Below are 23336 nucleotides of genomic sequence, written 5' to 3'. Positions count from 1 at the left end.
TCCGCGGCAAGCGCCGAATCGTCCCTTTTCACTCCCGCGGGACGCTGGCGTTGCGGCCGGCGATCACCGCCGAAACAGCGTAGGCGCGCTCCGCCGACATGCCGCCGAGGATCCGTGCCGCCGCCTCCTGGCGCATGCGGGCGAGGAAGCCGGCGGCGAAAGTGATGTCCATGGTCTCGAAGATCTTGGAGGCGTCCTTCGGCTTCATGCTCTCGTAGACCTTCACCAGCCGCTCGACATCCGCCTCCGCCGCCTCGTCGGCGACGGCGAGCGTGGCGGCGAGCTTCTCCTCGGCGGTGCGCAGGGCTTCGAGCTGCTCCTTGAACTTGGCTTCGGCGACGTCGAGCAAACGCTCGCGGTCGGCGATCTCGGCGGCGCGTGCGTCGAGCTGGCGCTCCCGCTCGCGCAGCGTGGCGAGCAGGCCGGTGGGGTCGTCGACCATTTCGCATTGGGCGGGCGCTTCGACCGCGGGACCGTCCTCGTCGCCGATCGACGCGGCGGCGCGGGCCAGGGAGCCGCTCGGGTCCGTGACCCTCAGCAGCGCCGAGGCCGCGAAGCAGCCCGCGATGAGAATCAGCGCGCCAGGCGGGCGGGCGCGGCGGCGTTTCGGCTTCGCGGCGGTCATTCGCTGGTCTCGCGGGCCAGCGCTTCGAGCGCCTTGCGCAGAGCCGCCGCAGCCTCGAGCCCGTCACGGGGCGCGGCGTCGGCGCCCGGCTTGGAATCATCGCCGGAGAGGGTGTCCGCCACGTCGTCCAATGCCTCGCCCGTCGCATTCTCGGAGGCGGGCGCAGCGTGCCGTTGCTCGTCGGGAATCGCCTCGATCTTGAAGAGGCGACGCGTGGGGGTTGAGGCCGCGGACTCCGCGTCCACGCTTGGTCCAGCTTCGGCTGAATCGGCGATGGCGTCCTCGTCGAACGCGGCGACGCCCTGAGCTGCGACATCATTCTCAAGGTCGGTTCCGGGTTCGGGCGCCGCGAAAATGGGCTTGCGGGCCGTGGCCACCGCGCGCAACGGCGTCGCCGCAGCCGCGCCGGAAGCGCCTCCGCCTCCGCCGCCGAACCCCGCCCGTCCGGCCCGCCGCGCCGCGATGTTCACCGGCGAAGCGCCGTCCTTGTCGTGCAGCGAGGCCAGCAGCAGCTCGAGCCGCCCGGCCGCCATTTCCGCCCGCGCGGTGCGTTCGCTCAGCGTCCGGGTCGATTCGCCGGCCGCGGCGCGAGTGGCGCGCAGGGCGGTCCGCATCTCCTCGACCTGCGCGACCAGGGCCGCGATCGCCTGGCCGACGCCGCCGTCGAGCTCCTTCAGTTTGCGCAGCCGTCCGGCCAGCACATGGCAGTAGATCGCCGAGACCAGCGCGGCCGCGATCATCAGTCCGTCCGCGATCAGGGACATGTCGGTCTCCTTGAATGGAACGCCGAGCGCGGCGAGGGCGCCGGGGGCGGGAGGGGGGCGCGCGCGCTCATTGCAGGATGAACTCGGTGATCAGGAGGTCGCGCACGCCCTCCTCCCCCAGCACGATCTTCATGCGGCGCAGCAGGTGCGAGCGCATGCGGGTCATGGCGGCGGGCCGGTCGATGTCGGCCTCGTCCAACGCCTGGAGGTAGCTGTTGATCACGTCCTTGACGCGCGGCATCAGCTTTTCGACCTCCGCCTCCGTCCCCGGCGCGACTTCGAGCTGGACCAGGATCTTGAGGTGTCGGGCGCGGGCCGTGGGGCCGAGCGTGACCGTCATCGGGTCGATGGCGACGAAGACGGGGTCGGGGTCGTCTGGTCCCGCCTCCTCCTCATGCGCGGCCTCTTCCCGCCCGCTTTCCGCGCCGTCTCCGCCGAAAGGCAGCGCGAGCATCCCTGAGAATGTCGCGAAGAATCCCCCGCCGCCGAGCAGCAGCATGGCGACGAGCCCGATCAGCAGCCCCTTCTTGCCCTTCTTGGGCGGAGGCGCTTCGTCCACGTCCAGTTTGGCGGCATCGGCCATAGCCCGTTCAACCTCGTTCGTCCCGCGACCTGCGCGGCGTCACATCCTGCGGCGTCGCCTTCCCGGCGGGGCGCACCCTGCCGATCAGCGTGAGGAGAGGGGTAACGGCTTCGGGCTAACCGAATCTTAAGCGGCGGGGGCCCAATCAAGGGTCAGACCAGAAAGGTCGCCCCAGGACGGGGGCCTAAGACGCAAGAGGCTTGGCGTGGAACGTATTTCGGCCTTGTGGAGCGGTATGGACGGGAGACGCCGCTTGATCGTGGCGCTTGCGGGACTGGCCGCGGTGATCGCGGTCTGGGGGCTGGCGAGCGTTGCGACGCGGCCGGCGCTCGGGCTGCTATATGCGGGGCTCGACCCCTCGGCGGCGGGCGGCGTGGTATCGGCGCTCGAAGCGCGTGGCGTGGCCTACGAGGTGCGCGGCGATTCGATTTACGTGGAGGAGGGTCAGCGCGACGCGTTGCGCCTGGCGCTCGCGGCCGACGGCCAGCCGCAGACCGGCGCCGCCGGCTATGAACTGCTGGACGGCCTGTCCGGATTCGGGACCACCGCGCAGATGTTCGACGCGGCCTACTGGCGCGCCAAGGAAGGGGAGCTCGCCCGCACGCTGCTGGCGATTCCCCAGGTGCGCCGGGCCCGCGTGCATATCGCCAACCCGGTGCGCCGGCCGTTCGAGCCCTCGGGGTCGCCGACCGCTTCGGTCTCGGTCAGCGTCGGCGCCGGCGCGCTGGGGGAGCCGCAGGCGCGCGCCATACGTTATCTCGTCGCCTCCGCGGTCGCCGGCCTGTCGCCGGGCGACGTCACCGTGGTGGACGCCGAAAACGGAACCGTCCTGTCCGAAGAGCAGGGCCCCCTCGCCGCGGCGGGCGGGGAGGATCGCTCCGAGCGCCTGCGCCAGAACATCGAGCGCCTGCTGGAGGCCCGCGTGGGCCGCGGCGCCGCGGTGGTCGAGGTCATGGTCGACGCCGATCTCAACTCCGAAACGGTCAAGGAGCGCGTGCTCGATCCGCAGAGCCGCGTGGCGATCCATTCCGACACGCAGGAAAGCTCCGAGAGCTCGCAGGGCGAGAACGCCGGGGTCACGGTCGCCTCCAACCTGCCGGATGGCGAGACCGGCGGCGGCGGCTCGTCGAGCAACGCCAGCGAGACCCGCGAGCGCGTGAATTACGAAGTCTCCGAGGTGCTGCGCGAAAGCGTCCGCAACCCCGGGGCCATCCGCAAGATCACCGTCGCGGTGCTGGTCGACGGGGTGCGGGTCCCGGGCGCTGGGGGCGAGCCGGAATGGGCGCCGCGGCCGGAGGAGGAGCTCGCCGCGCTGCGCGAGCTGGTCGAGTCGGCCATCGGCTTCGACGCGGCGCGCGGCGACGTGGTCACCATCCGCAGCCTGGAATTCACCCTGCCCCCGGATCTGGGGACCGAGGCGGTGTCGGGCGCCGGGGACTTCCTCGCCGCCAACGCCATGTCCCTGATCCAGTTGGGCGTTCTCAGCGCCGTGGCGCTGCTGCTGGGCCTGTTCGTGCTGCGCCCCATGCTGGCCCGCCAGGCCGAGGACGCCGACCTTCTGGAGCTTCAGGCCGGCGGCGAAGCGCTCGCCGGGAGCGAGGGACTGGCCGACAGCATCGCGCTTGCCGGCGAAGTGATCGACGCCCGCGGCGTGGCCGCCGAACGCATCGACGCGCTGCGCGGGGCGGTGCTCGAACGCCCGGACGATACCGCCGCGCTGCTTGGCGAATGGCTGAGCATGGATGAAACGAGGGAGCCCGCATGAGCCCGCACGCGCTGAGCTGGGAAAGCTTCGAGACCGATGAACCCGGCAGGGGCAAGTCCGCGAAGGCCCCCGCGCCCGCCCCCGCCGCGACGAAAGCGACGCCGGAGCCGCGGAAGGCCAGGGCCGCGCCGAAGCCGGCCCCCTCGCCGGCCGCCGAGTCGCTCGAAACCCTGCTCGCCCGCGCCCGGGGGGAGGGCCGCGCCGCCGGGTTCGAAGAAGGCGCCGCCCATGCCGAGGCCCAGGGCCAGGCCGATCTTCGCCTGCTCCTGTCGGACATGCGCGAGCAGCTCGCCGACGCGCTGCATGCGCGGGTGGAGCGGGAGGAGGCCATGCTGACCTCCGCCCGCGATCTCGCCGAAGCGCTGCTGACCGGGGTTGCGCCGGCGCTGGCCCGCCGCGGCGTGGCGTCGGAGATCTCGGATGCGGTGCTCGCGGCGCTTCGCGAAGCCCGGGCGCGGCGGGTGGAGGCGGGCGACGCCGGCCTTTCGGTCCGGGTCGCGCCGTCCCAGCTCGAGCCGGTGCGCGCCGCCTTCGCCGCCGCCGGCATCGCGACGCCCGTGGACCCGGATCCCGACCTCGGAGAGCTCGCCGCAAGGCTGGACTGGGCCGAGGGCGAGGACGAGCTCGACCTGGACGCGGCGATCGCCGCGGCCCGCGCCGCGCTCGACCGCCACTTCCCCGAAACGCAGGCGTTCGAGCCCGAGGGCCCGGAAACGCAGGCCCCCGACCAGGACAGGAGAGTCGCGCATGGCTGAGGAAATCGACGACGGAACCGAGGGCGACGCCCTCCCCGCGGCCCGTGAGGAGCTGACCCCCGCCCGCAGCGGCCGCCGGAGCGGCTCCGCCGTGCTGGGCGTGCCGATAGAGGTGGTGATCTCGGTCGGCCGCGCCCGGCCGCTGGTCTCCGACCTGGTGAACCTGCGCCGCGACTCGGTGCTTCCGCTGGACAGCCGAATCGACGACCCGGTGGAGATCCTGATCGGCGAGCGGCTCATCGCCCGCGGAGAGCTGCAGGAGATGGATGACGACAGCGGCCGCCTTGCGGTTCGGTTGACCGAGGTCGCCGATCTCTCCCAGGGCGTCTGAGCGCTTGCGCGGAGAAACCGGCATCACGGCGGGCGGCTGTCCGCCATGCGGCGCCGCGGCCGGCCGCGTCCCGACCGGGCGCGCCGGTTGCGGGCGGCCGAGCGTGCGGCCGTCCGCCTGGGCGGGGCTGCGCCGGCGCGCCGCGCCGATCGCCGTCACCCTTTCGCTGGCCGCGCTCGCGCTGGCCTGGGGCGCGGGCCCGGCGGTCGCGCAGGAGGTGGCCATCGACCTGGGCGGCGACGGCAGCCTGACGCTCCGCGCCGTCCAGCTCTTCGCGGTGGTGACGGTGCTCAGCCTCGCGCCCGCCATCGCCGTCACCGTCACCTGCTTCCCCTTCATGGTGACGGTCCTGTCGATCCTGCGCGCGGCCATCGGGTTGCAGCAGTCGCCCCCCAACATGCTGATCGTGTCGCTGGCCCTGTTCCTGAGCTGGTTCGTCATGGCCCCGGTCATCGACGCCGCCTGGACCACGGGAGTCGAGCCGCTGCTGGCCGAGGACATCACCGTCGAGCAGGCCGCGCCCCGCATTCTCGCCCCGTTCCGCGCCTTCATGGCCGCCCGGGTCGACCCCGACGCGCTGTCGGCGCTGGCCGAGGCCGTGCCCGCCGCGGCGCTGGGCCCCGCCGCCGCCCCGATCGACGGCGCGCCGGCCCCTGACCCGCGCGCGATGACCCCGGCGGATGCGCCGTCCAGCCTGCTGGTCCCGGCCTTCCTGCTCTCCGAGGTGCAACGCGCCTTCGAGATCGGGTTCCTGATCTACCTGCCTTTCCTGTTGATCGATCTCGTGGTGGCTTCTGTGTTGATGTCCATGGGCATGATGATGGTGCCGCCCGCGGTGGTGTCGCTTCCCTTCAAACTCGCCTTCTTCGTGGCCGCCGACGGCTGGCCGCTGCTCGCGGGGGCGCTGGTCCGGGGGTATGGAGCATGAGCGAAGGCGCGATGGTGGTCGCCAAGGGCGCGCCGGTCCCCGCCCCCGTGGGGGGAGAGGAGCCCTCGCCCGCGATCCTGCTGAGCCAGGCCCAGAAGGCCGCCGTGGTGATCGTGGCTCTGGGGCCCGAAGCCGCGACCGAGATCCTTCGCAATCTCGGCGACGCCAACATCAAGCGTTTCGCCTCCGCGGTTTCCAAGCTCAATGGCGTGCCGCACGCGGTCGTCGATGCGGTGGTCAGCGAGTTCCTCGCGACCATGGGCGACGAGCTCTCGGTGCGCGGCGGGCTGGACGAGGCGCGGAAATTCCTCGGCCAGGTTCTGGACGAAGACAGTCTCAGCCGTGTGCTGGAGGAGATCGACGCGCGTTCGGTGCGCACGATCTGGCAGCGCCTGGCGGATTCCGCCGACGCGCCGTTGTCAAACTGGCTGTCGGCGGAGCATCCGCAGGTCGCCTGCCTTGTGGTCTCCAAGCTGCGTTCCGACCAGGCGGCGCGGCTGCTGGAGCGGTTCGAACCCGCCTTCGCGCAGGATATCGTCCTGCGCATGTCGCGCGTGCCGACCCCGGACAACGCGGCGCTGGAGATCCTCACCAGGACGATCGAGCAGGATTTCGTCTCGGTGATCGAGCGCAACCAGGGGGCCCGCAAGCCGGCCGAGCTGATCGCGAGCCTGATGAACCATGTCTCCGCGACGGCGCGGGATTCGTTTTTGGGCCACATGGATTCGGTGGATTCCAAGCTGGCGCAGGAGGTGCAGCGGGTGATGTTCACCTTCGCCGACATCGCCAGCCGCGTGAACCCGCGCGACGTCGCGAAGGTGATGAAGGAGGTCGAGGAGCCGGTGCTGATGACCGCGCTCAAATCGGCGCTGGCCACGGAGAATCCGTCGGCGGATTTCATCCTCGGCAACATCGCCAAGCGCCTGTCCGAGCGTCTGCGCGAGGATCTCGACGGCATGCCCGACGTGCGCCAGAAGGAGGGCGAGGCCGCGCAGGCCGCGCTCGTCAACGCGATTCAGACCCTGGCGCGGCGCGGGGAGATCAAGCTGATCGAGATCGACGCGGGCGACGACTGAAGCCGGCCTCATTGCGGGCGAGGTCGAAGCGTGGTTTTCGGCCGGACCGGACGGATGGGCGAGGCGCCGTGAGGGGGCGCCGGCCGGCCCTCGCGCGGGAGCTGCGCTCCCGGCATCGCCCCGCCCTGCGTCCCCTTTCTGCCCAATAGGAGGGCGGTTCGCCTGGGCGTGGGGGGCTCTGGACAATCAGCGCAGGGCGGGGGGGCGGTTCCCGGATGGCGAACTTGCGCGTCCGGGGAGGTGCGTCTCCCGGATCGGGGGCGCAAGGCGGGCGCATCAGAGCCCGCGACAAGATCTCGACCTAGGGGGGCTGCTTCGCCGGCGGAGCGGGGCGTTGGGGATGCGCCATCGGCGGCCCCTGGTTTCATGCGCGTTGGTTGCGGCGTGGGGGACGGGCGAAGCCGGGGTCCATCGCAGTCGCCGAACTGGCTGGCGGTGAGGGCCCGGCCCCCGGAACCGGGGCGGATCGTATGCCCGATGACTGGCGCGACTGACGCCGCGCCTTGGGCTTGGAGGCGGGCCGAGCGGATCAGTCGCTGCGTGGGGCAGGGCGTGAAGGCGGCATCATTTCCGACAGCAGCCTTTCTTCCGCGTCGCGTGTCGCGGGCGACGCGCGGCCATTTCTCTGACCCTCCGACTGGACCGCGCCAGCCGGAAAATCTCCACGACGTCCGCGAGTCGCCTGGCCCGAGCGCCGATGGCCATGCCAGCGCTTGCGGCGACACCGGTGTTCGCTCCCATGGCGGCGCCGACGACGCGGCCGCCCTGGCGAAACGCCTGGCAGGGCGCGTCGATCCCTGGAATTGGCCATTCGTCTTCAAGGAGCGGGTCTGGAAGGCGTCGACGTGCGCTTCGGAGGCGGTTGGCCGGGTGTTTCGAGGCGCCTGTTTCGCTCTTGGGTTGCGCCATGGCGTGCGGGGATCGGGACCGAGGCGCCAAGGGAACAGGTCTCTTGGATCACCGCGGATCGGGCGTGATGTCGAGCCGCTCCATCCGCCGCCCCTCCGGCGAGGCCTGACTTGCGGCGTGGCGGCCCGGACGTCGCGCGGACGATCGGTGAACCACCCCAGTGGCCCTGGGCTTGCCGGGCGATATGCTTGAGGCGCAGGCGGCGCGCGCTCGGGTTGCGCGTCCGGAACCCGCGTGGATGCACGACCCGGCCCGCGGTTCCAAGATGGGTCCAGGGCGCTTGGCGCCGACCTCCGGGCGCTCGTCAAGCGCGTGGAGCGCGCGCCATCAGGGCCCGCCATGGCGGAGATCGAACGAGACGACGGGCCTCAATCCGGCTGGCCGTCCTGTTCCCGACGTCGTTGCATGGCGCGGCGTCGCGCGGTCTCGGCGCGCTTCGCCAAGGTCTCCAGCGCCCTGCGGCGAGCCATGCCCATCGCGGCGTCATCGCGGGCGGCGTCCGCTGCGGTCTCCGCCCGGTCCGCGGCCTCGACGGCCTGGCGGATCCGGGTCCGCTCCGCCTCGCGCCAGCGGGCGGCGGCGGCGAGGCGCGCGGCCTCCGGCGCCTCTTCGGCTGCGAGTTTCGCCTCCTCCGCCGCGGCGCGGGCCTGCCGACGCGCGGCGGCGGCGGCGGCCAGGTCGCGGGTCCGCGCCTCCTCCGCCATTCGCGCGAGCCGCGCCAGCTCCGCGATCCGGGCGAGACCGGCCAGCCGGGCCAGCGCCTTGGGGTCGCGGCTCATGAAGGTCTCCCCCAACCGCGATCCCGGGCGATGTCGCGCATCTTCTGGGCGTAGCGGATGGCGGCGGCGACGGCCTGGTAGTGCTCGGGCAGGATCTCGTCGCCGATCTCCACGGCCGCGTTCAGCGCGCGGGCGGTTGGCGGATCATGGTGGATCGGCACCCCGTTCTCGGCCGCGATGCGCCGGATGGCGGCGGCCACGTCGTCCTCGCCCTTGGCCACGCAGACCGGCGCCGAGCCGGGCTTGCGCGACCATTTGAGCGCCACCGCGACATGGGTCGGATTGGTCAGCACCACATCGGCGTCGGGCACATCCATCAGCATCCGGTTGGTGGCGATGGCATGGGCGCGGCGGCGACGCTCCGATTTCATGGTCGGATCGCCCTCGGACTTCTTCACCTCCTCCTTCATCTCCTGGAAGGACATGCGGTTCTTGCGGGCGTGGTCGAAGCGCTGCCAGAGGAAGTCGATCGCGCCGATCACCACCGCGATGGCCGCGATCACGGACAGGAGCGAGATGCCGACCCGCATCATCTCCGGCCCCACGGCGCGGGCGTCGGCGCGGACCAGGGCGGCGATATGGTCGGTTTCGGCCACCAGGAACAGGAACAGCACGGTCGAGATCGCGGTGAGCTTGACCGCGGATTTGAGGAACTCGACCAGCCCGGTGGGGCCGTACTTGTTCTTGGCGTTGGAGATCGGATTGATGCGCGACAGCTTGGGCGCGAGCTTCTCCGGCGCCGCCACTATGGCGCGCTGGGCGGCGTAGGCGATGAGCGCCGCGACCGCGGGGGCGAGCAGGATCGGGATCAGCGGGCCGATGGCCTGGCCGACCAGCGACAGCGACAGCGCGCCGCCGCCGGGGCCCAGAAGCCGCCCCGCCAGCAGGTCCGAGGCGCCGATGATGCCGGCCAGCACCTCGCCCGAGCCGATAGCGGCCTGGGTTCCGAAGGCGCCGAAGGCCACGAGGGCGAAGATATAGATGGCGGCGGCGGCCACGTCCTGGGACTTGGGCACTTCGCCGCGACGGCGCGCGTCCTCCAGTTTCTGGGGCGTCGGCTCGTGCGTTTTCTCGCCGCTTTCGTCGTTGCCGGCCATGTCAGTCGATCCCGAACGGATCGGCGAGCGCGGCGTCGAGCCGGGTGTGCCAGTGGGCGAGCAGGTCCGGCGCGCAGATCCACAGCAGGAACAGGGCGCCGGCGGTGATGGCGGGGGCGCCGACGAAGGCGACCATCAGCTGCGGCATGGCGCGGTTGATGGCCCCGAGCGCGAGATTGTAGGCGAAGGACGCGACCACGAAGGGGGCTGCGAGCGAGACGGCGAGGTCGAAGGCGGCCCCCGCCCGCGCCGCGCCCCAGCGCCCGACATCGGCGGCCAGAGGAAACTCGCCCAGCGGCGCGACGCTGTAGGACCGGGCGAGCAGCGCCACCGCCTTCACGTGCAGGCCCAGATGCATGGCCAGCGCGATGCCCGCGACCACCAGCAAGGCCCCCAGCGCGGGCATCGGGTCGGGGGTGACCTGGGCGCCGGCGATCTGGGAGACGGAGGTGGCCTGGGCGGCGATGGCGCCGGCGAGCTGCAGGGCCATGACCGTCAGCCGCACCGCGATGCCGAGCATCAGGCCGACCGCCGCCTCCGCCATCAGCGCGCGGAACAGGGGAATCGGGGCGCCGTCGGCGAGCCCGGGGCGACCGGCGGCGACCGCTTCCTCGGCCAGCGGCACGACCGCGGGCCAGATGGCCATGGTGAACATCACCGCGGCGGCGAGCTTCACCCGCGCGGGCAGGGTGCGCTCCCCGAAACCGGGCAGCAGCGCGACGACCGCGCCGACCCGGGCGAAGACGGCGACAAGCGCATGGATCGGCGTCTCGCCGACGCGGGCGATATGTTCGGAGGCGCCGAAAAGGCGGGCGAGGGCGGCGATCATCTCCGGGTCCATCGCGCTCAGCCCCCGGCCGATCGGCAAGCGCGGGGGAGGGCCGCATATGCGGGCGAGGCCCGCATGCCCTCGCGCCCTGCGCGAGGCGCCCCCGCTGCGCGGCGGCATGCGGCCGGCGGCGCCAGGCGGTCGGATCGCGGCGCCAGGCCGAAAGGTCGCGGAGCGTCTTTCGGTTCGGCACGCCGCCTGAACGAAGCGACGGCGCCGAATGCGACTCCGGTCCAGCGCCGGCGCGGCGCGCGGGCGCGGCTTGCGCGCGGTTCGGCGCCGGCTTCCGAACCCGGACGCCGCAGCTGCGGGCGAAGGCGGGCGCCGACGGTCACGCCTGCCCCAGCAGCGTCGGACGACCGGACGCGCCGATCTCCTCGAAGCTCAGAACCGGGTTGCGCACCCCCTTGGCCGACAGCACCGTGCGCAGGAAGCGCCGCCGGCGGGTGGAGGTCACGATCGCCGGATAGCGCCCGTCCGCGCCCGCCTTCGCGACCTTGTCCGCCACCGCCGCGGCCAGCCGGTTGAACTCCGACGGCGGCAGCGCCACGTCGCCGGCGCCCTCGCCATCCTTCAGCTCGTGGGCGGAGAACGTCTCCTCCCACTCGGGCGAAAGCTGGATCAGCGGCAGCGCGCCGTCCTCCTCCAGCATCTCGGCCACGATCTGGAAGCCGAGGCGCTGGCGCACATGCTCCGCGATCGCCTCGGGCGCGCCCAGCTGGCTGCGGCTTTCCGCGATCGCCTCGAGGATCAGCGGCAGGTTCCGGATGGAGACCTTCTCCTCCAGCAGCAGCCGAAGCACGGTTTGCAGCAGGTCCACGGGCACTTTCTCGGGGATGAACTCGTCGAGGATCCGCCGGTTCGCCTCGGCCCGCTGCGGATCGGAGACCTTCACGAAACTGTCCATCAGCTTGCGCAGCGCGCGACGCGAGAACAGCCGGGCGAAGTTCTCCTTCACCGTTTCCAGAAGATGGGTGGCGACGACCTCGGTCGGCGACACAACCGGCAGGCCGAGGATCGCCGCGTCCTCCTGCAGGGCGGGGTCGATCCAGCGGGCCGGGGCGCCGTAGACGGGTTCCTTCACGTCGCGGCCGGGGGGCGCGCCGTCGGGGGAATCGCCCAGCAGGATCAGCGTCTTGTCAGGCTCCAGCAAGGCGCGGACGATCTCCACCCCCTGGATGCGGATGGCGTAGCCGCCGGGCGGCAGGGTCTCCTCGTCGGTCAGGCGGATTTCGGGGATCACCACGCCGTAAACCTGCGCCACGTGGTTGCGCATGTTGGCGATGCGGGCGCCGAGGCCCGTGCCCTCGTCCATCACCGTCGCCACCAGGTCGGGCGCGAATTCCACATGGATCTCGTCGAGATCGAGCACGTCGCCCAGCGGCCGTTCGGCCCGGGCCTGGGCGGCGGGCTCGCCCTTCTGCTCCACCGCCTCGCGGGCGCGCTTCGCCGCCTGCTCCCTCCAGGCCAGCCAGGCGGCCCCGCCCAGCAGCCCGGCGCCGCCGACGAAGGGCAGGAAGGGCAGGCCGGGCGCCAGCGCGAAGGCGGCCATCAGCGCCGCGACCGTGGCCAGCGCCGCCGGGAACCCGCCCAGCTGGCCGATCAGGGCGCGGTCGACCGAGCCCATCATCCCGCCCTTGGCCAGCAGCAGCGCCGTGGCGATGGAGATGATCACCGCCGGGATCTGCGTCACCAGCCCGTCGCCGACGGTGAGGATCGCATAGGTCTCGAACGCCCGGTCGAGCGGCATGTCATGGCCGAGCACCCCGATCCCCAGCCCGACCAGCAGGTTGAGCAGGGTGATCAGCAGCCCCGCCACCGCGTCGCCTTTGACGAACTTGGAGGCGCCGTCGAGCGAACCGAAGAACGTGGTCTCCTCCTGCTCGATCTTGCGGCGGGTGCGGGCGTCGTCATGCGAGATGGCGCCGGCGGCCATGTCGCTGTCGATCGCCAGCTGCTTGCCCGGCATGCCGTCCAGGGCGAAGCGGGCCCCGACTTCGGCCATGCGGCCGGCGCCCTTGGTGATCACGATGAAATTCACGATCAGCAGCACGCCGAACACCACCAGCCCGAGATAGACCGAGCCGCCCATGACGAACATGGCGAAGCCCTCGATCACCCCTCCGGCGGCGCCGGTGCCGGTATGCCCCTCGCCGATGATAAGCTTGGTGGAGCTGACGTTGAGCGACAGGCGCAGCATCAGCGAGGCGAGCAGGATCGTCGGAAAGGCCGAGAAATCCAGCGGCCGCTCGATGAACAGCACGTTGGTGAAGATCAGGATGGCGATGCCGAAGGAGGCGGCGAGCCCCACGTCCAGCACCCAGGAGGGCATCGGCAGGATCATCATCACGATGATGGCCATGAGCGCCAGCGCCAGCAGGACGGTCGGCTGGTAGAGCTCTGCGACGGTCAGTTTGGGCATGTCAGCGGGGTCCTTCGCCGAGGATCGGCCGGGCGCGGCGCAGCAGGCCGCCGCCCGGGGCGGCGATCAGGCTGGGCGGGGCGGCGGCGGAGGAGAGCCAGGCATGGGCGAGGCTGGCCGCGGCGGCGTCGGCGTGGGCGTCGGCGTGGGCGTCGCGCAGCGCGGCCTCCCGGCGCGCGCCGGGCGAGATGCTGGCGAACAGGCGCATCGAGGGCGCCGGGCCCGGCGCGGCCAGCAGCGAGCCGCCCCGCGGCGGGCCCATGACGCCGCGACCGGGGACAAGTCCGGGGCCGAGCGCGAAGCCGCCGGGCAGGTCCGGCGCGGGCAGGTCGGCCATTCGCAGCACCCGGGCGCGATAGCCCGCGGCGAGGTCGGGGGTGCGCGAATGGTAATAGCCGACCGCGGTTTCCCAGCTGCCGGTCTCGTCGCGCAGGGCGCGCAGGAAGCGGGCGGCGTAGCGGGCGTTGGCCTCGGGGTCGAGCATCTGCTCCAGCCCCTCGAAGGCCTCGCCATGCCAAAGATGGTTCACCTGGAAACAGCCGAGATCGAAGCTGCGGGCCCCGGCCGCCTGCCGCGCGCGCACCCATTCGAGCAAGGGGCCGGGGGCGTCGAACCAGCGGCCCTCGCCCTCCATGTTCACGGTCCAGGGCCAGGGCTGGAAGCGGCCGTCGCGCTTGCGCCCGGTCTCGGCCAGCGAGATGCCGCGGAGCAGGCGCAGCGGCACGTCCTCGGCGGCCGCGGCGCGTCGGGCGGCGGCTTCGCACATCGCGGGCAGGCGCGGGTCGGGGGGGGCGGCCGCGGCGGCGCGGGGGGCGGGGAAGGTGGAGGCCGCCGCCAGGACCGCGAGGGCGACCAGCGCGAGTCGCCGTCGGAGGCGTCGCGCCGGCGCGGATCGCGGCCCGCCGTCCGCGCGGACGCGTCCGCGCCCGGCCGCCGAGGCGGCCGGATGTCTCCGCAAGGCGGAGACGAGGACGGCTTCGCGCCCCACGGAAACCGGGGCGCCGGGCGGAGAGGTCGGAGGGGCGCGCCGGGCGGTCATGCGGCGCCCGAAGCGATCAGCGGGATCAGGTTGTCCCGCCACAGGTCGAGGAAGGCCGCGCTCATGAACTCCATGGCCAGCCAGAAGGTCGCGCCGATGGCGGCGAGCTTGGGCACGAAGGTGAGCGTCATCTCCTGGATCGAGGTCAGCGCCTGCACCAGGCCGATGGCCAGGCCCACGATCAGCGCCACCGACAGGATAGGCATGGCCGAGAGAATAGCGGCCCACAGCCCCTGCTTGAGCATGTCGAACAGGATCGCGTCGGTCATCGCGGCGCCTTTCGGGACGGCCTTCGGCTCGGGCCGTTCGCGGCGTCGGGGCGCGGGCGGGGCATCGGGGGCATGTCTCCTGGACGGGGGCCGTTTCCGTTCCCCGGCGGCGGCGCGCGGGCCGCGAGCGGGCAGGTCGCGCAGGCCGGATCAGACCGGCATGCGCAGGATTTCCTGGTAGGCCTCGACGACCTTGTCGCGCATGGTCACCGCGGTCTGGACGGCGATCTCGGTCGCGGCCAGCGCGGTCACCACCGACTGCATGTCCGCGGAGCCGGACAGGCCCTTCATCGCCGTGGTCTCGCCCGAACGGAGGGTGTCGAGGAAGCCGCGCGCGGCCTCGCCCAGGGCGCCGGAGCCGGAGGAGGCGCCCGGATCGCGGGTCGGGGGCGCGCTGGGGCCGACGGCGGGGGCGAGGCCTTGGTAGAACCGGGCGGCGAGACTGTCTGAAACGCTCATGGGGAGCTCCGTTCTGGAGAGGGGGTGTCTGGAATGTGGGGGATCAGCGGCGCAGCAGGTCGAGCAGGCCGCGGCTCATCTGGCGGGCTTGCTCCAGCAGCTTGAGGTTGGCCTCGTAGCTGCGCTGCGCCTCCCGGGAATCGGCGATTTCGGTCATCAGGTCGATCGACGATCCCTCGTATTCGCCCTGGTCGTCGGCGAGCGGATGGGAGGGGTCGTGGATCACCGGCAGATCCCCCTGGAAGAGCCGCAGCCGGCCGATCCGGACGGCGGCGCCGGCGGCCCTTTCGGGATCCAGCGCCTCGAACGGCACGGTCTTGCGGCGGTAGCCGGGGGTGTCGGCGTTGGCCAGGTTCTCGGCGCTCAGCCGCAGGCGGGCGGATTGCGCCTGCATGCCGCTGGCCGAGGCGGCCATCGCCTGGACGAGATCGCTCATGGCGCGGGCTCCTGTTCAGGGGACGGAAACGGATTCGGCCGCAGAAAGGCCGGAGCGCGCCGCGCAGGATGCGGGCGCGCCGGTCCAGCCGCAGCGCGCCGGTCGGGTGCGGGATCGGAACCGGAGACGGGTCCGCGATCGGGGAAGGGGGAGGCGGCCGGAGCGCCCGGGGCGTCGACGAACATGATCGACCTCATCTCGGCGGGGTGATCGCGGCGCGCAGAATGTCCAGCGACTTGCGCCAGACCCCCAGGGCCAGTTCGTGCTGAAGCCGGGTTTCCGAGGCGCGGACCATCTGGTCCTCCAGCGACACGTCGTTGCCGTTGGGCGAAACCGCGCCGCGGGAGGCCTCCCGAATCGTCTCGGCGCCCGAGGGCTCCGCCGACGGGTCGAAATGGCCGGCCCGCGTGGCGTGCGGACGAAAGGCGAGACCGTCTTCCGACGCCTCCATCGCCTGATAGGTCTGCGAAAACGGGGTGAGGTCCTGGGCGCGGTAGCCCGGCGTATCCGCATGGGCGACGTTGCGCGACAGCACCGTCTGCCGGGCGGAAGCAAAGCTCGCCAGCGATTCGGCCAGGGATAGAATCTTCAGTCCGACGCTCATCTCGGGGTTTCTCCTCCGGTGGCTTCGAAACCGGGGATTAACCTGCGTTCGTTGACAAGTCGTAACCGGCGGCAGCGATCGGCAGGGGCAGGAGGCCCTGATTTTATGGATCTCGAACATCTCGGCGCGGAATTGCGCAGCCTGCCCGCGATGCGTCGCATAGGGCGCGTCACGCGGGTGGATGGCGGAGCGGTGACCGCGATGGGTCTCGCCCCCCGCGCGCGTCTGGGCGACCGGGTGGAGGTCACCGCCCGCGACGCGCCCCCGCTGGAGGGCGAGATCGTGTCCCTCGCCGACGGCAAGGCGACGGTGATGACCTATGGTCCCTCCTATGGAATCGGGCTTGGCGACGCGGTGACGCTGACCCCCGATCCCGGCCTGCGCCCCTGCGACGCCTGGATCGGCCGGGTGATCGACGCGTTCGGCGCGCCCATGGACGGCCGCCCCCTGCGCCAGGGGCCCGAGGCCGTCCGCCTGCGCCCGCCCGCGCCCGATCCGATGCGACGCGCGCGCCTGGGCGCGCGGCTGGCCACGGGGCTTTCCGTCTTCGACACGCTGCTGCCGCTGGTGCAGGGGCAGCGAATCGGTCTCTTCGCCGGCTCCGGCGTCGGCAAGTCCAGCCTTCTCGGGGCGCTCGCGCGCGGCGTTCAGGCCGATTGCGTGGTCTTCGCGCTGATCGGCGAGCGTGGGCGCGAGCTGCGCGAGTTCACCGAGGGCGTGCTGGGCGCCGAGGGGCTGGCCCGCTCCGTCGTGGTCTGCGCGACCTCCGACCAGTCCCCCCTGGTCAAGCGCCGCGCCGCGTGGACCGCGATGGCCGTGGCCGAGCGCCTGCGCGATTCGGGGCGACACGTCCTGCTGCTGGTCGACAGCCTCACCCGTTTCGCCGAGGCGCATCGCGAGGTCGCCCTGACCGCGGGGGAGCCGCCGTCGCTGCGCGCCTACCCGCCCTCCACCGCCGCCATGCTCGCCGCCTTGGTCGAGCGTGCAGGCCCGGGGCCGGAGCGGATGGACGGGCGTCGCGGCGACATCACCGGCATTTTCTCGGTGCTGGTGGCGGGCTCGGACATGGAGGAGCCGGTGGCCGACATGACCCGAGGGCTGCTCGACGGCCATACGGTGCTGGAACGCGGCATCGCCGAGCGCGGACGTTTCCCCGCGGTGGATGTGGGGCGGTCGGTGTCGCGGTCGCTGCCCGCCTGCGCGAGCCCGGCGGAGAATCGTCTGATCGGCGTCGCGCGTCGCGTCTTCGGGTTGCATGAGAAAGCCGAGCCGATGCTCCAGGCCGGGTTGTGGCGGGAGGGCGCGGATCCCGAATCGGATCGCGCCGTGCGTCTGCACCCTGCGCTGGACGCTTTCTGCGCGGCCCAGGCGCCGGAAGGACCCGCGGACAGCTTCGCGCGGCTGGCGGAAGCGCTCGACGAATCGGGCGCCGACCTGGCCGCGGAACGGGAGAGCGCCGCGCAGAGCGCTTCGTCCGAGGCTGGCGCGCCCTCCGACGTTGACGAGGAGGAGGCGAAGGCGCCTGAAGTCGCTGCGTCATCCGGGGCGTGATCCCTGGGCTTTCGCGTGCGGCGCGCCAGGTCGCTAGGATTGCAGCGATCTGCGGTGGGGCCGGTAACTCCCCGTTATGACTTTCCCGTCAAAAGTCCCCCTCGGCGGCCTCAGGGTGGGCCGGCGCGGCGGGTCGAACGCCCGATGCGCTCCGTCAGAACGGCGGTTCTCTTCGTCCACGCGAAGCTTGGACGATATTGAAACAGCGGCGCGACATGCGTCGCCGGCTACGGGAATACGCAGCAATGGCTAGCATTCTGACGAACAACAGCGCGATGGTTGCGCTGCAGACGCTCAACGGCATCAACAAGAACCTCGAGGGCATTCAGTCCCAGATCTCCACCGGCAAGAAGGTCGGCAACGCCAAGGACAACGCGGCGGTGTGGGCCATCTCCTCGGTCATGCAGTCCGACGTGAAGGGCTTCAAGGGCATCTCCGAGTCGCTCTCGCTCGGCTCCTCCACCGTGGCGGTCGGCCGTCAGGCGGCGGAAACGGTCACCGAGCTGCTGACCGACATCAAGGGCAAGATCGTCTCCTCGCAGGAAGAGAACGTCGACCGCGCCAAGATCCAGACCGATATCGAGGCGCTGACCTCGCAGATCAACTCGGTCCTCGGCGCCGCGCAGTTCAACGGCAAGAACCTGGTCGACAGCTATGACGCCACCTCGGTGCTGTCGTCGCTGGATCGTTCGGGCGACGGCTCGGTGAGCTCGTCTTCGATCTCCTTCACCGGCCAGAACCTGACCGGCGAGGCCGGAACGGTCGAGACCGCGGACGCCATCGACCGCATCGGCACCGTCGCCGATGACGGCACCTACACCGTGGGCGCGGGCGCAACCCTGTCCTCGGCCGCCAACGACGCCACCATCACGCTGGCGACCGACCTGGCGGACACGGACACGCTGACCATCAACTTCGCGGATCAGCAGTTCAGCTACACCAACAACACCGGCGGCGTGATCGCGGTCGCCGATCTGGACGACATCGTGGCCGCCGGTCTCGCCAATCTCGGCGTCGAAGGCGTGACCACGGCCGTGTCCGGCGCGGGCGAGGTGACCATCTCCTCGACCAACAGCTTCGACACGATCGATATCGACGGCACCTCCGGCTCCACCACCGTGGTGGTCGACCCCGACGCGGGCGGCGCGCAGGCGGCCCTGGCGGCCGGCGCCACCGGCACCCTGACCGCCCGGGCGGAGACGGTGTCGCTCGGCGGCGCCGGCAACACCGGCGGCGTGGTCAACGAGGGCGACGGCTTCCGCATCTCCCTCGGCGGTCAGAGCTTCGACTACACGGCCAAGGACGGCGACACGCTCAACGACGTGGCGACCGGTCTGAAGCGGGTGATCGACGCTGGCGGCATCGACGGCGTGTCGGTGCAGGTGAACCTCTCGGACGATCCGGTCTCCGAGCCGCCGACGATCCAGATCGACAATGACAACACCGCCGACATCGCGCTGACGGTGGATGACGGCTCCGGCGGCGTCGCTTCCGGCGGCCTGGTCGGGCTCGACGGGATCGACGTGTCGACCGCCGAGGGCGCCGAGAACGCGCTGGCCAACATCGAGAGCCTGATCCAGACCTCGATCGACGCCGCCGCCGAGTTCGGTTCGGTCCAGGGGCGGATCGACATCCAGGCGGACTTCGTCTCGAAGCTGTCGGATGCGCTCACGTCGGGCATCGGCGCCCTGGTTGACGCGAACCTGGAAGAGGCTTCGGCCCGCCTTCAGTCGCTGCAGGTTCAGCAGCAGCTCGGCGTCCAGGCTCTGTCGATCGCCAACCAGGCCCCGCAGAGCGTCCTGTCGCTCTTCCGCTGACGCAAGCCAGGAAAGGCCGGGATCCTCCCGGCCTTTCCGTCCCCCAGGCGCCCGCGCATGCGGTGCGGCGCGCCCGCCCGGGACCTGGCCTCGCCGATCGGGCCGCGCCGAAGCGCACGCGAGCGCCGGATGCGCGGATGCAGGCCGCAACCTCGCCCAGTCGCGACGGCGGTCTCCCCGAAAAGCCTCCCAGGTGCGATCGCGCCGTCCGCTCTTTCTTCCGGGCGATGCGGCGACGGGCGGGGTTCCTGACGACGCCCGAAGCGCGTCGGCGGCGGACTGAAGAGCAGATCGGCGCCCGGCAGGGCCGGCGCGCGTGCCCGAGGACCCGACATGACAACCCACGCGACCCTTTCCCATCGCTCCGCCGCCGGACGGGCCGGCGCGGGCCCAGGCTCCGCCCCCGGCGCGGCCTATGGCGACGCCCGCGATTCGGTGCTCACGCCGCGACAGGCCGAATACCGGGTCTTCGCGCGGGCCACCCACCGGCTTTCCGACGCCTCCGCCCGCCATGCGGAGGGCGACAGGCTCGCCTATTTCAAGCTGGCCGAAGCGGTGCACGACAATCTCCGGCTCTGGCTGACGCTGGCTACGGACCTCGCCACCGACGGCAACGGGCTGCCGGATCCTCTGCGCGCCAGCCTGATCTCTCTCGCCGGTTTCGTGGAGAAGCACTCTCAGCTTGTTCTGAACAAGCAGGCCGACGCGTCCGCCCTGATCGAAGTCAACGCCGCGGTCATGAAGGGCCTGCGCGGCGGGACGGAGCGCGACTGATGCCGGGCCTGATCCTGAAGCTCGGACCCGGAGAGCGGGTCATGGTCAACGGCGTGGTGATGGAGAACGGGCCGCGACGCACCCGTATCAACATTCTGTCTCCCGAGGCCAACGTGCTGCGCCTGCGCGACGCCATCCACCCGCATGAGGTGACCACGCCGGTCCGACGGGTCTGCTACATCGCCCAGTTGGTGCTGGCTGGCGAGGCCGAGCCGGTGGAAGCCCGTCGCCAGCTCCTGATGGGCATCGAGCAGCTCAGCCAGGTCTTCGATGACCCCGACAGCCGCGCGCGTCTGACCGAGGCGACCGAGCATGTGGTGGCCGAGCACTACTACCAGGCCTTGAAAACCCTGCGCACGCTCCTCCCGCGGGAGGAGCGTCTGCTCGCCGCCGCCTCGGCGGCCGAATAGCCTCCGCGCGATCCGACGCGCCAACCAGGAGACGGAGACATGGCTTTCGCACCGGTGCTTCCGCTTGGCGGCGTGGCCGGATGGCTGCTGCTTCAGCGGGTCGAGAACACGCAGCGCGCGACATTCGAAAAAAGTCCGGATATCGAGCGTGAGGCCGCCTATTTCGCGGAGAATGTGAGCAAGGCGACCAGCCCGGCGGATCTGGTCGCCGACCATCGCCTGCTCAATGTCGCCCTGACCGCCTTCGGCCTGGAATCCGAGATCGACAAGCGCGCTTTCATCCGCAAGGCGCTTGAAAGCAACACCCTCGACCCGGAGAGCTTCGCCGTGAAGCTGGTCGATGACAGCTATGAGAAAATGGCCCGGGCCTTCGGCTACGGGGACATCACCGGTGCGCGGGTCGCGGACCCGGGCTTCGCCGGCGACATCGTCGCCGCCTACAAGGAACGCAGCTTCGACACTGCGGTCGGCGAGTCCGACTCGTCCTTGCGACTAGCCCTGAACGCAAGGCGAGAGCTCGAGGGGTTCGCGGAGACGGCGGCCAAGTCCGCCACCCCCGATTCGGTGTGGTTCTCGGTGATGGGCGATCTTCCGCTCCGCGAAGTGCTGCAGACCGCGTATGGCCTGCCCGATTCCTTCTCGCAGATCGACATCGACAAGCAACGCGAGACCCTGCAGGACAAGACCCGCGAGCTCTTCGGCACCGACTCGGTCGAGGCCTTCGCGGACCCCGAGAATGTCGAAGCGCTTATTCGGCGCTTCCTGGCCCGCGACGCGGTGAACAATGGTCCGACCTCGGCGACGCGCGGCACGGCGGCGTTGAGCCTGCTTCAGCAGGCTGGATCCAGCTTCGCGAGCCTGGTTCAGTCACGGTTCTGACCTTCCGCTTTCATCCCGCGCCGCGGCGCAGATCTCCGCCTGCGGCCGTCCGACGGGCGACCCAGGCCAGCTCGGAGCGCCTGAGGGCGCTGTCGAAGCGCTGCGGCGTCAACCCGAAGACGATGGCGAAGCGGCGGAAGCGGGCTTGCGCCGCGCCGGCCGTCCCGTGGGACCGCGCGAAGCAGGCTCGACGGCGCTCAGCGTCGAAGACGAAGCGGTGGTCGTCGCCTGTCGCCGCTGGAAGATCGCCTCTATGCGCTTCAGCCGACGATCCCGCCTCGTGCGCGGTCATCGGGGCGCCGCGGTTGCCTTCGCGCGCATCTCCGGCCGCGTCCGCCAGGAACACGGCATCGACCATCGTCTCGCCAACGCGCCCCCCCTGGAGCCACGGCCGGGTCGGGCGTATGAGCCGCGCGATCAAGGGCGCGAGCGTCAGGCGCCTCCACGACGGCCATCATTCCAGGGTTCAGCGGCCTCTGGCGGGTTTCATCGACGCCCGTTCCCTCCCGCACCCGCCTCCCCCGCCCCTCCGCGCGTTTCGCATGGCGGCGGGCGCCGCCGCGCGCTAGCATCGCGGCCATGAGCGACCCAGACGCCTTCTCCCCGCCGGGCCCCGGCCTCGCCGCCGCGCCTGGCGGGGGCTCCGGTCCTGACTGGGACGCGCGCTACCTCGCGGCCGAGGGCGGGCTCTTCGGCGAGACCCCGAACCTGTGGCTGCGCATGGCGCTGGCCCGGCCCTCGCCGGTCTCGGCCCCTGCCTCGGCCCTGCTGATCGCCGACGGGGACGGACGCAATTCCGCATGGCTGGCCCGCCAGGGCCCTGTGGTGACCGCCTTCGACCTCGCCCCCGAGGCCGTGCGCCGGGCCGAGGCCCGCGACCGCGCCGCCGGCGTCGAGGCGGAGCGCTTCGCCGCCGATCTCACCGCCTGGTCGCCCAGGGCGCGGCGCTGGGATCTCGTCGCGCTGATCCACCTGCAGGGGCCGGAAACCCTGCGCCGGGCGGCCTTCGCGGCCTCCGCCGCCGCGCTCGCCCCCGGCGGGCGCCTGGTGCTGGAGGGCTTCGGCGGCGACGGCGGCGGCCCCGGGCCGGAACGCTCCGCCCAGCGCTGGCAGGACGTGGAGGTCGAGGCCTGGACCGCCGCCGAGGGCCTCGTGGCCGAGGAGCTTCTGGAAGGGCTGGTCACGCTGGACGAGGGCCCGCGCCACCAGGGCCCGGCCCGTATGCTGCGCCTGATCGCCCGCCGCCCGGCCTGAGGGGGCGGGAGACGGCGGGGCGGTCGCGCGCCGCTCAGATCGCCAGCAGGTCCATCGCGCCCGCCGCCACCAGCCGCGCCGCCAGCAGGCACAGGATCCAGGTCAGGATCCGGTGAAACCGCGCGTCGTTGGAGCGGGCGAGGAACCGCTTGCCCGCCAGCGTCCCCGCCAGTCCCGCCGCCGCCATCGCCGCGACCGGCCCCAGCCACGGCCCGAAGGCGAAGCCCAGCAGGCCGAAGACGGCGACCTTGATCAGGTGCTGCCCGGTCATCATCGCGGCATGGGTGGCGACATGGGACATGCGGTCGAGCCGCAGGGTTTTGACATAGGCCGCCACGAAAGGGCCGGTGGCGCCGAAGAACATGGTCAGAAAGCTGGAGACGAACCCCGCCGGCCCCGCCGCCCTCGCCAGCGCCGCGGGCGGGGTGGCGAGCGCCGACCAGGCGACGAAGACCCCGACCCCGATCTCCACCACCGGCCCCGGCAGGCTGACCGAGACCGAGCCCCCCGCGCCGGCTCCGATCAGCGCCCCGACCAGGAAGGGCGCGAGCCGTTCCCACCGGATATGCGAGGCCATGGACGCCGCGCGCCCGGTATTGGAGGCGAGCTGCACCAGCCCATGCACCGGGATCAACGCCGCGGGCGGCAGCACGGAGGCGAGGATCGCCAGCATCGCCACGCCTCCGCCCAGCCCGAAGGCCGCGGTGAGGAACGAGGTGCAGAAGCTCGCCGCCGTGATCAGCGCGAAGATCGCGGGCGTCAGTTCGGGCGGCAGGGAGAGCAGGTCGGCGGGCATGGGGCGGCATCCGGGCGGGATCGGCGCGAGGGGGCGCGCGACGGCGACAGGGCCCTCCCGCCACTTCCCATCCCTTCCCCGCGCCGCTGGGTCAAGCCCCTCGGACGGGAGCCGCGCGTCGACCCGACCAAGGTCGGCGCCCGGGCGCCCGCGCGGCGCGGCGACGGGGGCGCGGGGCGGCGCCG

Annotated in this window: 25 protein-coding genes; 11 read left to right on the top strand and 14 right to left on the bottom strand. The window is 72.0% G+C overall.

What is annotated here, in order from left to right:
• Positions 1 to 28: 28 nt before the first annotated feature.
• The 3 genes from BLV24_RS08930 to BLV24_RS08920 form a co-directional block, all read right to left on the bottom strand.
• Positions 29 to 625, bottom strand: coding sequence for a MotE family protein (locus tag BLV24_RS08930; RefSeq protein ID WP_092680799.1), 597 nt, complete (start codon positions 623 to 625; stop codon positions 29 to 31).
• Complete coding sequence (locus BLV24_RS08925) at positions 622 to 1389, bottom strand: hypothetical protein (protein WP_092680798.1); 768 nt, start codon at positions 1387 to 1389, stop codon at positions 622 to 624. The genes BLV24_RS08930 and BLV24_RS08925 overlap by 4 nt, the downstream gene beginning before the upstream one ends.
• A gap of 67 nt (positions 1390 to 1456) precedes the next feature.
• Entirely contained in the window at positions 1457 to 1972 is a 516-nt protein-coding gene (locus BLV24_RS08920) for a flagellar basal body-associated FliL family protein (protein WP_092680797.1), read from the bottom strand.
• Positions 1973 to 2207: 235 nt separating this feature from the next.
• On the opposite strand from BLV24_RS08920, the gene fliF reads away from it, so the two are divergent.
• The 5 genes from fliF to BLV24_RS08895 all read left to right on the top strand — a co-directional run bounded on the left by fliF (position 2208) and on the right by BLV24_RS08895 (position 6827).
• The gene (gene fliF, locus BLV24_RS08915) at positions 2208 to 3737 is read left to right on the top strand and encodes a flagellar basal-body MS-ring/collar protein FliF (protein ID WP_218133387.1); all 1530 of its coding nucleotides are present in this window, start codon (positions 2208 to 2210) and stop codon (positions 3735 to 3737) included.
• Positions 3734 to 4492 (top strand): FliH/SctL family protein, encoded by a 759-nt coding sequence (locus BLV24_RS08910; RefSeq protein ID WP_092680795.1) that lies wholly within the window; start codon positions 3734 to 3736, stop codon positions 4490 to 4492. The genes fliF and BLV24_RS08910 overlap by 4 nt, the downstream gene beginning before the upstream one ends.
• Positions 4485 to 4823: a FliM/FliN family flagellar motor switch protein gene (locus BLV24_RS08905; RefSeq protein ID WP_092680794.1), complete on the top strand. Its 339-nt coding sequence runs from the start codon at positions 4485 to 4487 to the stop codon at positions 4821 to 4823. The genes BLV24_RS08910 and BLV24_RS08905 overlap by 8 nt, the downstream gene beginning before the upstream one ends.
• 103 nt (positions 4824 to 4926) lie before the next feature.
• Positions 4927 to 5751 carry a flagellar type III secretion system pore protein FliP gene (locus BLV24_RS08900; protein WP_425426086.1) on the top strand — a complete coding sequence of 275 codons (825 nt, stop codon included), beginning with the start codon at positions 4927 to 4929 and terminating at the stop codon, positions 5749 to 5751.
• A complete protein-coding gene (locus tag BLV24_RS08895) occupies positions 5748 to 6827 on the top strand; it encodes a flagellar motor switch protein FliG (RefSeq protein ID WP_092680793.1) in 1080 nt (359 codons plus the stop codon). Before BLV24_RS08900 ends, BLV24_RS08895 begins: the two co-directional genes overlap by 4 nt.
• A 1277-nt stretch (positions 6828 to 8104) precedes the next feature.
• Here the strand turns inward: BLV24_RS08895 and BLV24_RS08890 are convergent.
• From BLV24_RS08890 to flgB, 9 genes are all read right to left on the bottom strand, one after another.
• Positions 8105 to 8515, bottom strand: coding sequence for a hypothetical protein (locus tag BLV24_RS08890; protein WP_092680792.1), 411 nt, complete (start codon positions 8513 to 8515; stop codon positions 8105 to 8107).
• On the bottom strand, positions 8512 to 9612 hold the full coding sequence (locus BLV24_RS08885) for an EscU/YscU/HrcU family type III secretion system export apparatus switch protein (protein ID WP_092680791.1): 1101 nt from the start codon (positions 9610 to 9612) through the stop codon (positions 8512 to 8514). The genes BLV24_RS08890 and BLV24_RS08885 overlap by 4 nt, the downstream gene beginning before the upstream one ends.
• A gap of 1 nt (position 9613) precedes the next feature.
• Entirely contained in the window at positions 9614 to 10453 is an 840-nt protein-coding gene (locus BLV24_RS08880; protein WP_245710468.1) for a flagellar biosynthetic protein FliR, read from the bottom strand.
• Between the two features lie 319 nt (positions 10454 to 10772).
• On the bottom strand, positions 10773 to 12863 hold the full coding sequence (gene flhA / locus BLV24_RS08875) for a flagellar biosynthesis protein FlhA (RefSeq protein ID WP_092680790.1): 2091 nt from the start codon (positions 12861 to 12863) through the stop codon (positions 10773 to 10775).
• A 1-nt stretch (position 12864) separates the two neighbouring features.
• Positions 12865 to 13629 (bottom strand): lysozyme family protein, encoded by a 765-nt coding sequence (locus BLV24_RS22825; protein ID WP_143040267.1) that lies wholly within the window; start codon positions 13627 to 13629, stop codon positions 12865 to 12867.
• A 269-nt stretch (positions 13630 to 13898) separates the two neighbouring features.
• Entirely contained in the window at positions 13899 to 14171 is a 273-nt protein-coding gene (locus BLV24_RS08865; RefSeq protein ID WP_092680788.1) for a flagellar biosynthetic protein FliQ, read from the bottom strand.
• Positions 14172 to 14321: 150 nt separating this feature from the next.
• Complete coding sequence (gene fliE, locus BLV24_RS08860; RefSeq protein WP_092680787.1) at positions 14322 to 14630, bottom strand: flagellar hook-basal body complex protein FliE; 309 nt, start codon at positions 14628 to 14630, stop codon at positions 14322 to 14324.
• 43 nt (positions 14631 to 14673) lie between these two features.
• Positions 14674 to 15066, bottom strand: coding sequence for a flagellar basal body rod protein FlgC (flgC, locus tag BLV24_RS08855; protein ID WP_092680786.1), 393 nt, complete (start codon positions 15064 to 15066; stop codon positions 14674 to 14676).
• Positions 15067 to 15259: 193 nt separating this feature from the next.
• Positions 15260 to 15670: a hypothetical protein gene (flgB, locus tag BLV24_RS08850; RefSeq protein ID WP_092680785.1), complete on the bottom strand. Its 411-nt coding sequence runs from the start codon at positions 15668 to 15670 to the stop codon at positions 15260 to 15262.
• Positions 15671 to 15775: 105 nt separating this feature from the next.
• On the opposite strand from flgB, the gene BLV24_RS08845 reads away from it, so the two are divergent.
• From BLV24_RS08845 to BLV24_RS08825, 5 genes are all read left to right on the top strand, one after another.
• On the top strand, positions 15776 to 17221 hold the full coding sequence (locus BLV24_RS08845; protein ID WP_092680784.1) for a FliI/YscN family ATPase: 1446 nt from the start codon (positions 15776 to 15778) through the stop codon (positions 17219 to 17221).
• A gap of 245 nt (positions 17222 to 17466) precedes the next feature.
• Positions 17467 to 19038 (top strand): flagellin N-terminal helical domain-containing protein, encoded by a 1572-nt coding sequence (locus tag BLV24_RS08840; protein WP_092680783.1) that lies wholly within the window; start codon positions 17467 to 17469, stop codon positions 19036 to 19038.
• A gap of 333 nt (positions 19039 to 19371) precedes the next feature.
• The gene (gene flaF, locus BLV24_RS08835) at positions 19372 to 19812 is read left to right on the top strand and encodes a flagellar biosynthesis regulator FlaF (RefSeq protein ID WP_092680782.1); all 441 of its coding nucleotides are present in this window, start codon (positions 19372 to 19374) and stop codon (positions 19810 to 19812) included.
• Entirely contained in the window at positions 19812 to 20222 is a 411-nt protein-coding gene (gene flbT / locus BLV24_RS08830) for a flagellar biosynthesis repressor FlbT (protein WP_092680781.1), read from the top strand. Before flaF ends, flbT begins: the two co-directional genes overlap by 1 nt.
• Before the next feature lie 39 nt (positions 20223 to 20261).
• A complete protein-coding gene (locus BLV24_RS08825; RefSeq protein ID WP_092680780.1) occupies positions 20262 to 21101 on the top strand; it encodes a DUF1217 domain-containing protein in 840 nt (279 codons plus the stop codon).
• Between the two features lie 10 nt (positions 21102 to 21111).
• Here BLV24_RS08825 and BLV24_RS08820 read toward each other — a convergent pair whose 3' ends face one another.
• Entirely contained in the window at positions 21112 to 21459 is a 348-nt protein-coding gene (locus tag BLV24_RS08820) for a hypothetical protein (RefSeq protein WP_143040266.1), read from the bottom strand.
• 221 nt (positions 21460 to 21680) lie between these two features.
• Here BLV24_RS08820 and BLV24_RS08815 point away from each other — a divergent pair, with 221 nt between their 5' ends.
• Complete coding sequence (locus BLV24_RS08815) at positions 21681 to 22355, top strand: methyltransferase domain-containing protein (protein WP_092680778.1); 675 nt, start codon at positions 21681 to 21683, stop codon at positions 22353 to 22355.
• A 34-nt stretch (positions 22356 to 22389) separates the two neighbouring features.
• On the opposite strand, the gene BLV24_RS08810 is transcribed toward BLV24_RS08815, so the two are convergent.
• The gene (locus BLV24_RS08810) at positions 22390 to 23151 is read right to left on the bottom strand and encodes a TSUP family transporter (RefSeq protein ID WP_092680777.1); all 762 of its coding nucleotides are present in this window, start codon (positions 23149 to 23151) and stop codon (positions 22390 to 22392) included.
• Positions 23152 to 23336 lie beyond the last annotated feature (185 nt).

Origin of the sequence: Albimonas donghaensis, assembly GCF_900106695.1 — a bacterium.
Taxonomy (GTDB): domain Bacteria; phylum Pseudomonadota; class Alphaproteobacteria; order Rhodobacterales; family Rhodobacteraceae; genus Albimonas; species Albimonas donghaensis.
Note: the sequence above shows the minus strand (reverse complement) of the source record. Positions and strands in the feature narration are given on the sequence as shown.